Here is a 12,259-nt window from a genome sequence, read left to right on the forward strand (position 1 = left end):
GGCGGCGCGGCCCGCGCTTTCGGTCCGCTCGACATCGCGGGCGAAGGCGGGGCGGCGCTCTTCATCCGCCGCCAGCGCCTTCTCGCCGGCTGCCAGCTCGGCTTCCAGCCGCTTCAATGCCTCGGCCGCATCGCGGGTCATGCGGTCGGCGTCGAAGCGGTCTTCCTCCAGCCGCTGCTGCTGCCGGTCGAGGTCTGCGAGCCGCTGCTCGGCGGCTTCGAGCTGGGTCGAGAGCGCGGCCATGCGGTGGCCGTGCGCGCTGGCATCGTCGCGCCGGTCGGCCAGTTCGTCGCGCAGTTCGACGAGCTTCTCCGCCAGCTCGCGCTGCTGCTTCTCGGCTTCGGCTGTGGCGGCCTGCGTCTCGCCCACGCGGGCATCGGCGGCGCTTGCCTCCTTGCGCGCAGCCTCGGCAGCAGCAGCCGCGTCACGCCAGCGGGCATAGAGCAGGCGCGCCTCGGCGACGCGGATCTGGTCGCTCAGCTCGCGATAGCGCTCGGCCTGCCGGGCCTGTCGGCGCAGGCTGGCGATCTGGCTGTCCAGCCCGGCCATCAGGTCGGACAGGCGCTCAAGGTTCTTCTCGGTGCTGCGCAGCTTGTTCTCGGCATCGCGCCGCCGCACGTGGAGCCCGGCGATGCCCGCCGCCTCCTCCAGCATCATCCGCCGCTCGGCGGGCTTGGCCGCGATCACCTGCGCGATCTTGCCTTGCGAGACGAGCGCGGGCGAATGCGCCCCGGTCGCGGCATCGGCGAAGACCAGCGCCACATCCTTCGCGCGCACGTCGCGCCCGTTCACGCGGTAGGCGCTGCCCGCGCCGCGCTCGATCCGGCGGGTGACGACCAACTCTTCGCCCGCGTCGTCACGCGCATCGAGCACCACTTCGGCAAAGTCGCGCGGCGGGCGCGCTTCGGTGCCAGCGAAGATAACGTCTTCCATCCCGCCCGAGCGCATGGACTTGGGCGAGTTCTCGCCCATAACCCAGCGGATCGCTTCGAGCAGGTTCGATTTGCCGCAACCGTTGGGGCCGACGACACCCGTCAGCCCCGGCTCGATACGCAGTTCGGCAGGCTCGACGAAGCTCTTGAAACCGCTCAGCCTGAGCTTGCGGATTTCCATGCCCGCCGCGCCCGCGCCCCTCGCGCTTACTTGTCGCGCGCGCCGGCGCGTTGCAGCGCCGGTTCGATGCTCACCCAGTTGCGGTCCTGCAGTTCCTGCCCGTTGAGGAAGAAGGTCGGGGTCGAGTTGACCTTGTCTTCCGTGGCGGCGGCCTGCGTGCTTTCGGCGAGCGCCTCGATCGCGGCGGAATCGGCCATGCAGGCCTGCGTCTGCTCGGTGCTGATCCCGCGCGCGGCGAAGAAATCGGTCACACCGCTGGCCTGTGCCATGGCGACATAGCGCTGATCGTCGGGCAGGTTCATCGCCTGTTCGAGTGCGGCCTGGTTGTTCTGAAACCCGCTGAGCACACCTTCGAGGTTGGCCCAGACCTGATCCGCCAGCGGCACGGCGGCTTCCTTCGGCGCGCAGCTGATCATGCGCGTGAGCAGCAGGTCGGCGATGCCGTGGATCAGAACCGAGCGGAACTCGTAGCTGACGCGGCCGCTTTCGATATATTTCTCGTGCAACTGGGCCGAGCCGTCGACCGAGAAGGCGGCGCAGGCCGGGCAGGTCAGCGAGCCATATTCGACCAGCTTGACCGGAGCTTCGGGGTTGCCGACCAGCCAGCCGCCCTTGTCGGTGCGGGCGACGGTCTGGTTCCAGCTGGAGCCGTCGGGCGCCTCTACCGCCGCGACCGGCTCACCTTCGAGCGAGGTTGCGTCAGTCGCCTCATCGCCGCAGGAGGCGATCAGCAGGGCCAGCGGCAGGGCCAGCGCGGCGCGGAAGAATAGGCTCGGTTTGGTCATCGAATTGGGTTCCCGTTTCGGATGCAAGGAAAGAAGCTAGTGTCGGGGGCTGGCCTGTCAAATCGCCAGAACGCGCAGATCGGCCCGGCAACGCAGTTTTTGCACAGGGTTATCCACGCCGCGCGGGCCATGGCTATTCGGATCTGAGGGAAGGCTTGAGCGCCGCCCATGAGTGAACATCATTGAGCAGCGTGCCGTTGACCACGAAGCTCGGCGTGCCGGGGTAGGGGAAGTCGGTGTGGTTGGCTTCCGAGTTGTTTGCGATTGCGACCGCGCGCTCTTCGTCGGCAAGGCAGGCGTCGATTTCTGCGGTGGCGTAGCCGCGCGCTTCCATCATCGGGTAAAAGCCCAGGTCGCTGGCGATCGCCTTCATTTGCTCGCCGAGACCGCCACTACGCCAGCGTTCCTGCTGTTCAGGAGTGGTGGCGCGGGCCTTGGCGAGCCATTCGTCCTGCGTGGCGAAGAAGGCCTCATGATTGGCGAGGAAACGGTCAGGCGGCCCGCAGGTGGTGAGCAGCGTTGCCGACAGATCGACGATGTTGCGGATCGCCGAGCGCACTTCGACTGCGGTGCCGCCATCGTGGATATAGGTGGCCTTCAGCTCGGCATCGGCCTGCTGCTCGAAGTGCATGCAGGCGGGGCAAGTGTAGCTGACGAAGGTGATGAGCTGGACGGGCGCATCGGGATTGCCGATCAGATAGCCGCGCTCGGTGGGGGTGACCTGAGCGGTCCAGTCCTGCGCGGCGGCGGGCGCGCTCGCCACCATGGCACCGGCCACGATCATGGGCGCAATCAGAGCATGTTTCATCACTTTGTCTCGTCCTCTTCCGATCCGAAGCTGCGTGCCAGCGATTCGAGCACGGTGCGCAATTCAGGGTCGCCGATATCGCGCAGGCTGTCGCCCAATTCCATCGGAATCGGCTTGAGCGATGGTGGGCCACCCCGCGCGGCCTGAGCAGAGGGCTGCTGAACCTGGCCTTGCCGCATCTTCACCCGCGCGACCGCACGGTAGCCGAAGAACCGGTTTACCCGCTCGATGATCTCGGGGATCACGTGCTGGATCAGCGGCGCGTGGCCCGGCGCGACCACGAGGTTGAGCATCCCCTCGGCTTTCTCTCCGGGCGGGAAGCGGATGCTCTCGGGCGCGCAGACCTTGGCGTGGTGTTCGCCCACGATCTCGTGCCAGCGCGTGACGACCGAGCTTTGCACGAAGCCGAAGCGGCGGAAGGCGGCGCGGCCGATCTGCGGCACGAGGTCCGCCACCTGTCGCGCCGGGCCGCCACGCGGGCGCTGATAGGCGCGGGGAGCGGGCTTTTTGCCACTTCTACCCGTAGTTTTACCGGGTTTGGGAGGGTCGTCGCGTTCCATGATCGCGCGGGTCATGCCATAGCAAGCCGATGCGCGATAGGGCTGCCGACCTCCTTCTCGACTGGTACGACCGTCACGCCCGCGATCTGCCGTGGCGCGCACGGCCCGGTGCGCCTCTCCCCGATCCCTATCATGTATGGCTGTCGGAGGTGATGCTGCAGCAGACCACCGTTGCCGCCGTCATTCCCTATTTCGAGAAGTTCACCACCCGCTGGCCGGATGTCGCCGCGCTCGCCGCCGCGCCCGAGGACGAGGTGATGGCGGCCTGGGCGGGGCTCGGTTACTATTCGCGGGCGCGCAATCTGGTGAAGGCGGCGCGCGAGCTGTCGCGCTCTGGCGGTTTCCCGACCACCGAGGCGGAGCTGCGCAAGCTGCCGGGGCTGGGCGACTACACCGCCGCTGCGATCGCCGCGATTGCCTTCGAGCGGCGCGCGCTGGTGGTCGACGCCAATGTCGAGCGGGTGATCGCCCGGCTGTTCGCAATCGAGGAGCCTTTGCCCGGTGCCAAAAAGGCAATCCGCGCCGCGCTCGACACCATCACGCCCGAGCGGCGCGCAGGCGATTTTGCGCAAGCCATGATGGACCTCGGCAGTTCGCTATGCCGGGCCCGGGATGCGCAATGTCTGCTCTGCCCATGGCAGGCGATCTGCGCTGCGCGGGAGGCGGGCGATCCCGTGCGATTGCCGGTGAAAGCGGCGAAAAAGGCCAAGCCTACGCGCGCGGGCACGGCCTTCTGGATCGAGCGCGACGGAGCCGTCTGGCTCGTCCAGCGACCGGGCAAGGGGATGCTCGGCGGCATGCGCGCGCTGCCCGACGACGGCTGGTCGGCGCGCGGCGATGGTTCGGGCGTGGCACCGGTGGCCGGGGCATGGCGCGCGGGCGGTGTGGTCCGCCACAGCTTCACGCATTTTCATCTTGAGATGGGGCTCGCGGTCCATGCTGGCGCGAAGCCTGTCCCCGCAGGGGATGGCGAATGGTGGCCGCTTGACCGGCTCGACGAAGCGGGCCTGCCGACGTTGTTCGCCAAGGCTGCCGCTTTGGCGCTGGCGGAGCGCTAGACTACGCCGCCGCCCAGCATCAGCCGCACCACGGCGATGGCAAAGATGATCAGGCAGAAGTTGCGCCCGCCGTTGCTGCTCGAGAGCGCGCCAAAGGCGATGCCCACCACCACGAGCGGCAAGGCCACCCAGTTGCCCCAGCCCAGCAGCGGGATCTGCGAGGGAACGACGATAACCAGCGATACGAGGCCGATCAGGATCGAAATCAGATTGAACATGTGTCTTAGATAGCTAACACACTGCGGTCGTTCAAGCACTTCGGTGTTCACGCTTGCCGCCTGCGCCGGGGCGGCTTACCCATCGCACAGAACTCGCCTGCAAGAGGAGCTTCGCAATGGTCTGGTCAGCCGCACAATTCGATATGTCCCGCCGTTCGCTGCTGCGGAGCGGCGCTGTGCTCGGCGCGGGGGCGCTCGCCGGGGGGCTGCCGTTCGGACAGGTCGCCATGGCGCAAAATACCAGCGGGCAATGGCCGCGCGTGGCTCGGTTGCTGAGCGATTTCGTGGCGTCGGGCAGGTCACCCAACGCGGTCGTCGCGCTCGGCTGGGGTCAGAACCCGCCGCAGTATCTGGGGCAGGGTGACACCACCTTCACCAGCGGCCTGCGCGCCAATGCCGACAGCCTCTATCGCATATACTCGATGACCAAGCCGATCACCGGCATGGCCGCGATCATGCTGATCGACGACGGCCAGCTGTCGCTGGATCAGCCGGTGGCCGAGATCCTGCCCGCCTTCGCGGAGATGAAGGTGCAGAAGGTTTACGACGGGCCGATCACCGAGGACAATCTCGAACCCGCCGTGCGCCCGATTACGATCCGTCACCTGCTCACGCATACGGCGGGTCTGGGTTATTCGATCGTGCAGCAGGGCCCGCTGGCACAGGCCTATGCCGAAAACGGGCTGAACCCGGCGCAGGTGTCGCGGCTGGTGGATGTGCCGGGCGGCCTCAACAGCCCGCCCGCGTCGAGCCTTGAGGCCTTTGCCGATGGCCTCGCCAGGATGCCGCTGGTCTACCAGCCGGGCACACACTGGTCCTATTCGGTCGGTCTCGACCTGATGGGGCGGGTGATCGAAGTCGTCAGCGGCAAGAGCTTCGACGCCTTCCTGCAGGAGCGCATCTTCGACCCCTGCGACATGTCGAGCACCTGGTTTCGCGTGCCGGCAAGCGAAAAGGCGCGGTTGACCGCCAACTATTTCGTGTTGGACGGTGAGCCGATGCCGATCGATCTGCCCGACAGCTCGGTCTATCTCAACCAGCCGGCCTTTCCGTTCGGCGGGGCGGGGCTTGTCTCGTCGCCGCGCGACTATGACCGGTTCCTGATGATGCTGGCGGGCTTCGGCGAGATCGAGGGCCGCCGGGTGATGAGCGAACCGGCGGTGCGGCTCGCGACCAGCAACCTGTTTCCCGACACGCTCGCGCCCGATGGCGGCTTTTCCAGCGGCGGCCGCGCCTTCGGGTTCGGCGCGGCGGGCCTTGTCGGCATGGGCGAGGCCGAGGGGCTGTTCGGCTGGTTCGGCGCGGCGGGCACGGCGGGGCTTGTCAATATGAAGGCAGGGCTGCGGCAGACCTTCATGACGCAATACATGCCGGCCGACATGGAAATGCAGAACGCCTTCCCGCAGGCTGTGGCGGCGGACGCGGCGGCCATGCAGCGATGAATCTCGCCTTCTGCGGGCACGGCCTGAACCGCGACGACCACGCCCGCGCCGATCCCGCGCGCCTGGCCGGGCTGCGCGCTTCGCCGCTGGCGCGATTGCTGGCGATGGATGGGTTGAGCCCGGTGCTTGGTGCCGATAACGCGCTGACATGGGGGGCATTGGATGATGCCGCCGAGGTCGTCTTCCTCGGACTTGACGGCGATGCACCGCTGTTCGCCCCCGTTCCGGCCACGGGCGATACCCGCCCCGCCTACCAGCAACGCCCGGCATGGGACGCCCTGTCGCTGCTCCCGGCGCAGGAGTTGGCCATCTACGGCGGCGCGCGCAGCCTCGTCGACTGGCATGCTCGCCACCGCTTCTGCGCAAATTGCGGTGCCTCGACCGAGCTTGCCAAGGGCGGCTGGCAGCGCAATTGCACTGCCTGCGACGCTCAGCATTTCCCGCGCACCGACCCGGTTGCGATCATGCTGGTCGAGCACGAGGGCGACCTGCTGTTGGGGCGCGGGCTGAACTTTCCCGAGCGGCGCTATTCCGCGCTGGCGGGGTTTGTCGAGCCGGGCGAGAGCGTCGAGCAGGCCGTTTCGCGCGAGGTGCTGGAAGAGGTCGGTGTTGTCGTCACCGACGTGAGTTATATTGCGAGCCAGCCTTGGCCGTTTCCGAGCCAGCTGATGCTTGGCTGCCACGGCAGGGCCCAGGGGCGCGACCTCACCATCGATGCAACCGAGATTGCCGACGCGCGCTGGTTCACCCGCGCCGAGGTGGCTACGGCCATGGACCGCGCCGTGCCCGAGGCAGACAAGCCTTTCCTTCCGCCGCCGGCCACGGCTATTGCCTGGCACCTTCTCAACTGGTGGCTGGAGCGAGGCTGATGGCAGACGATATTACGGTCGATGTGTGGTCCGATGTGGTGTGCCCGTGGTGCGCCATCGGCACAGCGCAGTTCCTGAGCGCGGTGGAAAGCCTCAAGGGTGAGCTTGATGTCACGATCCGCTTCATGCCTTTCGAGCTGAACCCCGGGATGCCGCCGGAGGGTCACAACCAGATCGACCTGCTCGCCAAAGCCTACAACAAGAGCCCGGCGGACGTTCTGCAAATGCGCCGCCATGTCGAGCAGGCGGGCGAAGAGGCGGGCTTCCCGATGACCTGGCAGGGCGAGGGCGAAGAGCCAGTGCTGATGGTGTGGAACAGCCACGATGCGCACAAGCTGCTGCGTTGGGCGCTGACTGTGGCGGAACCGGCGCGGCAAGTGGCGCTCAAGCAGGCGCTGTTCCGGGCCTACTTCCAGTTGCGCCAGAACATTTCAGATCGCGCGGTGCTGCTCGACATCGCCGAGGCGCAAGGGTTCGACCGGGCCGCTGCGGCCGAGGCGCTCGATGATCCGGCTTTGTCCGAAGCGGTGCGGCTGGAAGAGCAGCGCGCGGCGCAGAACCAGATCACCTCGGTCCCGACTATGGTGGTGGCGAACAAATATATCCTGCAAGGCGCCTCGCCGCCCGAGCAATATGCTCAGGCGCTGGTGAAGATCGCCAGCATGGAGGCCATGGCCTGAGCCAGAGTCTGACGGCATTGTGCCGATCCACCTTGCTCCCCTCCCCCTGGGGAGGGGCTGGGGGTGGGGGCTCGACGCTCGCTGGCGCGGAACCCCCATCCCAACCCTTCCCCACAGGGGAAGGGCTTTGCGAATCGTTGCATGTTTTCCTGAGCTAGACCAGCCCGAGCTTGCTCAGTTCGCTGACCAGCTTTCCGGGCAGCACATCGCCCGCGACCTCGCCCTCGACGAGATCCTTCGGCGCGTCTTCGTCGGCGAGATAGCGCCAGCCCTGATGCGCGCGCTTGGCCTTGGGGTGGACCATGTGGAGCCGGTTTTCGAGCACGATGTCCCAGTGCCCGTCGGGCCGCTCCTCGAAGCCGAGAATGGCGGAGCGGGCCACCATCGCGCGGTCGTAAATCCAGTAGAGCGAGCCGCCCTTCATCTCTTCGTGCCGCTTGGGCAGATAACGGGTGCGCAGGCGGCGGTCGGGGCTCGGGCCAGCGAACCAGCTTTCCAGATCGCGCATGGACTGGGCGCGATAGGCGATCTTGGTCATGTGCAGCGGCATGAGGGAAAGATAGGCACTTGTTGCGGGAGTTGCGAGAGGGGCGGTTCTTCGAGACCTGATCCTTCGAGACGGGTATTCAGCCTTCGGCTTCGGCTCCTCGAAGGACGCCCGGGCAGGCCTCAGCCCGCCAAGCCCGCCGCCACCGCCAGCCCGAGGAACGCGAAGAAGCCCATCGAATCGGTGATCATCGTCACGAACACGCTCGATGCCACCGCCGGGTCCTGATCGAGCCGCTCGAACACCACCGGCACCAGCACACCCGCCAGCCCCGCAGTGACGATATTGATAACCACCGCCGCGCAGATCACCATGCCGAGCTGCGGGGTAAAGATCAGCCCCGTCGCGATCCCGATCAGCGCCGCCACGGTCGCGCCGTTGAGCAGCGCCACGCGCGTCTCGCGCCACAGGATGCGCGCGGTGTTCGACTGGGTCAGCTGGTTGGTGGCAATAGCGCGCACGGTCACGGCCATGGTCTGCGTACCGGCATTGCCGCCGATCGAGGCGACGATCGGCATCAGCACCGCCAGCGCGACCAGCTTCTCGATAGCAGAGCCGAAGGCAGCGATGATCAGGCTCGCGATCAGCGCCGTGCCAAGGTTCGCGATCAGCCAGCGCACGCGCGCCGAATAGGCATCGCGGATCGGCTCGTTGATGTCGCCTTCGCCTGCACCGCTCATCAGCAGGGCGTCTTCGCCGGCCTCTTCCTGAATGATGTGGACCACGTCGTCGACCGTCATCTGGCCGACCAGCCGCCCACTTTCATCGACCACGGCCGCCGAGATAAGTGCGTATTTCTGGAACCTTAGGGCAACTTCTTCCTGATCCATATCAACCGGGATCAGTGTCTGGTCGCGCTTCATCACGTCGGTCAGCGGGATATGGCGCGGCGAGCGCAGAATCCATGACAGCTGGCAGGTGCCCACGGGCCGCATCCGGTGATCGACCACGAACACTTCCCAGAACTCGGTCGGCAAGTCCTCGTTGTCGCGCATGTAGTCGATCAGGTCGCCCACCGTCAGGTGCTCGGGCACGGCGACCAGCTCGCGCTGCATCAGGCGGCCGGCGGTCTCGTCCTCGTAGGCGAGCGCGCTTTCGATGGCGGCGCGGTCTTCCGGGTCAAGCTCGGCCAGAATCGCCTGCTGGTCGGCGTCGTCGAGATCCTCGATCAGCTGCACCGCGTCGTCGGTGTCGAGCTGCTCGGCGATAATGGCGACGGCGGCGGCGGGCAGGGCCTCGACCATGTCGTCGCGGACATAGTCGTTGAGTTCCGCCACCACCTCGACTGTCATCAGGTCGGTGATGGCGCTGGCGAGCGCGCGGCGCTCTTCGGGTGCGAGCAGTTCGAGCAGGTCGGCGATGTCGGCCGGGTGCAGCGGCTCGACCAGCTCGTAGGCGGCCGACTCGTCCTTCTCGGCCAGCGCATCGCGCACTTCGCGCACGAATTCGGGCTTCAGCCGGTTTTCTTCGTCGAACTGTTCTCCCTCCTCGCGCGCCGGCGCGGTGTTTTCGGGATCGAGTAGTTCGGATTCGGCCATCGGGGCCGATCTATTGCAGTGCAACGCAAAAGCAAGCAACCCTTCGCGGTATTGCGCCCGGCGGCCAAACACCGGGTGACATTGCGAACAGCGCCCCTATATCGGCCCGCAAGATCCAAGAGGAGATATCTGCATGTCCGAAGAAACGCTCACCTTCACGCTCGACTGCGGCGATGGAAAAGGCGGCGACGTCAAGATCAAGCTGCGCAGCGACCTTGCGCCCAACCATGTCGCGCGCATCACCGAACTGGCCAAGGAAGGCTTCTACGATGGCGTGGTGTTCCACCGCGTGATCCCCAACTTCATGGCCCAGGGCGGCGACCCGACCGGCACCGGCATGTCGGGCTCGGACAAGCCGAACCTCGATCAGGAGTTCTCCGACGCTCCGCACAAGCGCGGCGTATGCTCGATGGCGCGCACCAACGATCCGAACTCGGCCAACTCGCAGTTCTTCATCTGCAACGACGACGCCCGCTTCCTCGACCGCCAGTACACGGTCTGGGGCGAGGTGATCGAAGGCATGGAGCATGTCGATGCGCTGCCCGTGGGTGAGCCGCCGCGCGCGCCGGGTGTGATCGTCAAGGCGACCGTCGCCTGATCTGATCGCCACTGGCGGTATAGATAGAAAAGGGGCGCCTCGCGGGGCGCCCCTTTTTGTTTGTGCGAATAGGCTGGCGCTCAGTCGGTTTCGGCGTCGGGAGCAACGTTGCGGTTCTCGATCAGCCACTTGTCGTCCTGCTTGACCACGTCGTCGCGGCCCCAGCCTTGCGCCAGCATTTCAGGGCGCGGGCCACCCGGCGAACCGCGCGAGACCGTCTGCCAGTAGTAGCGGACCACCGCGCGGGTGGGGCTGGCGAACGTGATCGTCTGGTTGCTCATCACGTGATGCAGCGGCGGCACGGCCTCGCCCTTGGCGGCGCGCTCGGCCCGGCCGGCGGCCATGCCGGTGACCATCTCATGCAGGGCCTCGCGGCCTTTGGTCTGACCGAAAGCGCCGTTCTCGGTGAAGACCCCGGCATAGGCATCGGCATTCCAGGTGTCGATTGCGCGGACATAGTCCCACATCAGCTGCTCGATCGCGCTGCGGTCGACCAGTTGCTGCGCGGCGGCCTCGGGCGTGAGCGTGGCGGCCTGCGGCGGCGCGGCGGTGGGCAGGGTGGCCGGGTCCCAGTGCTCGTCGGCCTTGCCATCGACGAAGCGCCAGGTGTCGAACCAGGTGGTGGTGTAGCTCTGCGAGGGATCGTCGGCATAGGGCACGATCCGGCGGGTGAGGATCGTCACATAGTCGCCCTCGGCCTGCACCGCGACAACGCCGTTCGGATCTTCCGCCGACAGCGCCGGGCACGGGTCAAGCGGCGGGCGCTTGGCGACCTGGGTGAAATAGTAGATCACCCCTTCGAGCCCCGATGCGGCGACCGGGTTGTGCTGGATATAGGCATCGGTCAGCCATTCGCCCGCGCGGCTCCATTCGTTGCACTTCAGCAGGTTGCGCTGGATGTGCAACGCGGCCTGCTTGTTGCGGTGAAGCAGCGGATCGCTGCTGGTGAACAGGCTTTCGGGATCGGGGTGCGGCACCACCGGATCGGACAGGGCGCGCATCTGTGCCTGCGCGGCAATCGGCGTGGCGGCAAGCCCGAGGGCTGCTGCCAGCAAGGCGGTCTTCAGTTTCATGGTCTCTCCCCTTTCGAACTGTGACGGCGATCCTGCCCGATTTCGTTATGTTTCGAAAGGGTTTTGCTTGCCGCCTAGAGCCCGGCTCCGACGAGCCAGTCGTGAAACAGCCGCACCGGGCGTAGCGCAAGGTCGGCCGGTCGGCAGATGAAGCAATAGGAATAGGGGCTCGGCACCACGATATCGTAAAGCTTGGCCAGCCGGGGGTCATTGTTGCGGGCGAGGTGGTCGTCGTGCATCACCGCGATGCCGAGCCCCTGCGCGGCGGCTTCGAGGATCAACTGGCCCGAATCGTAATGGTCGATTGCCATCGGTTGCAGGTTCGGCATGCCGATGGCCGTCTTCCACGCCTCGAAGCTCAGATGCATGTCGGTGTGGACGAGGAAGGTCTGTTCGCTCAGCACCTTCTCGTCAGGCTCGCTGCCGATTTCGGCTACCAGATCGCTGTTGGCGATGGCGTGGATCGTGTTCTGATCCAGCTTGACCGAGTGGAACGACGGGTCCGGCTCGTTGATCAGACCGATCACCGCGTCGAGCGTATCGCCGACGCGGGCGAGCTGGTTGGGGCTGGTGTCGATATCGAGGTGCAGGCGCGGGTGCAGGCGGCGCAGCTCGGGCAGGCGCGGGAACAGCCGCTGCGTGCCGAACAGCGGGGTCACGCCCAGCCGCAGCCGCATCAGCTGCAGGTTTTCCGATTGCGATTCAACCGCGTTCGCCAACGCTTCGAGATGCGGCGAGACCTTGTCGTAGAACTGGCGGCCTTCTTCGGTCAGCCGCATCGTCTGGCCCTGGCGGCTGAACATCTTGCGGCCGATGAAATCTTCGAGGTTGGCAATCCGGCGCGACAGGGCCGACGGACTGAGGCCAAGCTCGGTCGCCGCCGCCCGTGCGGAACCAAGCCGCACGGTTCGAACAAACGCCTCGAGGGCGCGCAAAGGAGGCAGGCGACGCATGGGGGCCCTTCTTAACC

The 12,259-nt window shown here is 66.6% G+C and carries 14 protein-coding genes; 5 read left to right on the forward strand and 9 right to left on the reverse strand.

The features are described from left to right. From D2V17_RS09930 to D2V17_RS09945, 4 genes are all read right to left on the reverse strand, one after another. Window positions 1–1,113: AAA family ATPase (locus tag D2V17_RS09930; protein WP_147367342.1), on the reverse strand; the 1,113-nt coding region annotated here is incomplete at its 3' end. 26 nt (window positions 1,114–1,139) lie between these two features. After that, the gene (locus D2V17_RS09935; protein ID WP_119592823.1) at window positions 1,140–1,898 is read right to left on the reverse strand and encodes a thioredoxin domain-containing protein; all 759 of its coding nucleotides are present in this window, start codon (window positions 1,896–1,898) and stop codon (window positions 1,140–1,142) included. Between the two features lie 133 nt (window positions 1,899–2,031). Then, window positions 2,032–2,706, reverse strand: a complete 675-nt coding sequence (locus D2V17_RS09940; RefSeq protein WP_119592824.1) for a thioredoxin domain-containing protein — start codon at window positions 2,704–2,706, stop codon at window positions 2,032–2,034. Continuing rightward, on the reverse strand, window positions 2,706–3,266 hold the full coding sequence (locus tag D2V17_RS09945; RefSeq protein WP_119592869.1) for a DUF721 domain-containing protein: 561 nt from the start codon (window positions 3,264–3,266) through the stop codon (window positions 2,706–2,708). Before D2V17_RS09945 ends, D2V17_RS09940 begins: the two co-directional genes overlap by 1 nt. 29 nt (window positions 3,267–3,295) lie before the next feature. Between D2V17_RS09945 and D2V17_RS09950 the strand changes: the two genes are divergently transcribed. Then, entirely contained in the window at window positions 3,296–4,324 is a 1,029-nt protein-coding gene (locus tag D2V17_RS09950; protein ID WP_119592825.1) for an A/G-specific adenine glycosylase, read from the forward strand. On the opposite strand, the gene D2V17_RS09955 is transcribed toward D2V17_RS09950, so the two are convergent. Beyond that, on the reverse strand, window positions 4,321–4,542 hold the full coding sequence (locus tag D2V17_RS09955; RefSeq protein ID WP_119592826.1) for a hypothetical protein: 222 nt from the start codon (window positions 4,540–4,542) through the stop codon (window positions 4,321–4,323). The two genes, D2V17_RS09950 and D2V17_RS09955, sit on opposite strands and share 4 nt — an antisense overlap. A gap of 143 nt (window positions 4,543–4,685) precedes the next feature. Here D2V17_RS09955 and D2V17_RS09960 point away from each other — a divergent pair, with 143 nt between their 5' ends. The 3 genes from D2V17_RS09960 to D2V17_RS09970 are packed head-to-tail and all read left to right on the forward strand — an operon-like array spanning window position 4,686 to window position 7,533. Further along, window positions 4,686–5,984, forward strand: coding sequence for a serine hydrolase domain-containing protein (locus D2V17_RS09960; RefSeq protein WP_245978660.1), 1,299 nt, complete (start codon window positions 4,686–4,688; stop codon window positions 5,982–5,984). Further along, window positions 5,981–6,853, forward strand: a complete 873-nt coding sequence (gene nudC, locus D2V17_RS09965; protein ID WP_119592828.1) for an NAD(+) diphosphatase — start codon at window positions 5,981–5,983, stop codon at window positions 6,851–6,853. Before D2V17_RS09960 ends, nudC begins: the two co-directional genes overlap by 4 nt. Next, window positions 6,853–7,533, forward strand: a complete 681-nt coding sequence (locus tag D2V17_RS09970) for a DsbA family oxidoreductase (protein ID WP_119592829.1) — start codon at window positions 6,853–6,855, stop codon at window positions 7,531–7,533. The genes nudC and D2V17_RS09970 overlap by 1 nt, the downstream gene beginning before the upstream one ends. A gap of 154 nt (window positions 7,534–7,687) precedes the next feature. Here D2V17_RS09970 and D2V17_RS09975 read toward each other — a convergent pair whose 3' ends face one another. Together D2V17_RS09975 and mgtE are read right to left on the reverse strand one after the other, a co-directional pair. Beyond that, complete coding sequence (locus tag D2V17_RS09975; protein WP_119592830.1) at window positions 7,688–8,083, reverse strand: DUF1489 family protein; 396 nt, start codon at window positions 8,081–8,083, stop codon at window positions 7,688–7,690. 119 nt (window positions 8,084–8,202) lie between these two features. Further along, a complete protein-coding gene (gene mgtE, locus D2V17_RS09980) occupies window positions 8,203–9,618 on the reverse strand; it encodes a magnesium transporter (protein ID WP_119592831.1) in 1,416 nt (471 codons plus the stop codon). Window positions 9,619–9,751: 133 nt separating this feature from the next. Here mgtE and D2V17_RS09985 point away from each other — a divergent pair, with 133 nt between their 5' ends. Then, entirely contained in the window at window positions 9,752–10,216 is a 465-nt protein-coding gene (locus D2V17_RS09985) for a peptidylprolyl isomerase (protein WP_119592832.1), read from the forward strand. 80 nt (window positions 10,217–10,296) lie between these two features. Here D2V17_RS09985 and D2V17_RS09990 read toward each other — a convergent pair whose 3' ends face one another. Further along, window positions 10,297–11,289 (reverse strand): nuclear transport factor 2 family protein, encoded by a 993-nt coding sequence (locus tag D2V17_RS09990; RefSeq protein WP_119592833.1) that lies wholly within the window; start codon window positions 11,287–11,289, stop codon window positions 10,297–10,299. Between the two features lie 74 nt (window positions 11,290–11,363). Next, a complete protein-coding gene (locus tag D2V17_RS09995; protein ID WP_119592834.1) occupies window positions 11,364–12,242 on the reverse strand; it encodes a LysR family transcriptional regulator in 879 nt (292 codons plus the stop codon). Window positions 12,243–12,259 lie beyond the last annotated feature (17 nt).

Source organism: Aurantiacibacter xanthus, assembly GCF_003584015.1.
Taxonomy (GTDB): Bacteria; Pseudomonadota; Alphaproteobacteria; order Sphingomonadales; family Sphingomonadaceae; genus Alteraurantiacibacter; species Alteraurantiacibacter xanthus.